This is a genomic window from Pseudoalteromonas sp. T1lg122 (assembly GCF_002964825.1).
GTDB lineage: Bacteria > Pseudomonadota > Gammaproteobacteria > Enterobacterales > Alteromonadaceae > Pseudoalteromonas > Pseudoalteromonas gelatinilytica.
Window position 1 is genome coordinate 1 of record NZ_PQCG01000008.1, and the last position, 323, is coordinate 323.

The 323-nt window shown below is 41.8% G+C and carries 1 pseudogene; it reads left to right on the plus strand.

Annotation, left to right across the window (positions count from 1 at the left end):
- Positions 1-25 precede the first annotated feature (25 nt).
- Positions 26-323, plus strand: a pseudogene (locus C2M33_RS09395) (transposase); the annotation flags it as partial.

Genomic DNA, 323 nt, shown 5'->3' on the forward strand with positions numbered 1-323 from the left:
AAATTATCAGTTCAAGGAGTGGACGATGGCTTTAGCAAGGAAGCGGCAAATCTGTTTGTCGAACACCAAGTATTACCATTGTGTTTCCCGTTGCGTTAGACGCGCTTATCTTTGTGGTGAAGACGCACTCACAGGTAAATCATATGAACACCGTCGAGGGTGGGTTGAAGAACGCCTACTTTTTCTTGCAAAAGTGTTTTGTATTGATGTGTGCGCTTATGCGGTGATGAGTAACCATACTCATGTTGTGCTTTATGTTGATGATAAAAAAGCAAATAGGTTATCGGATAAGGCCATTCTCTTACGTTGGTTTAAGCTCAGTA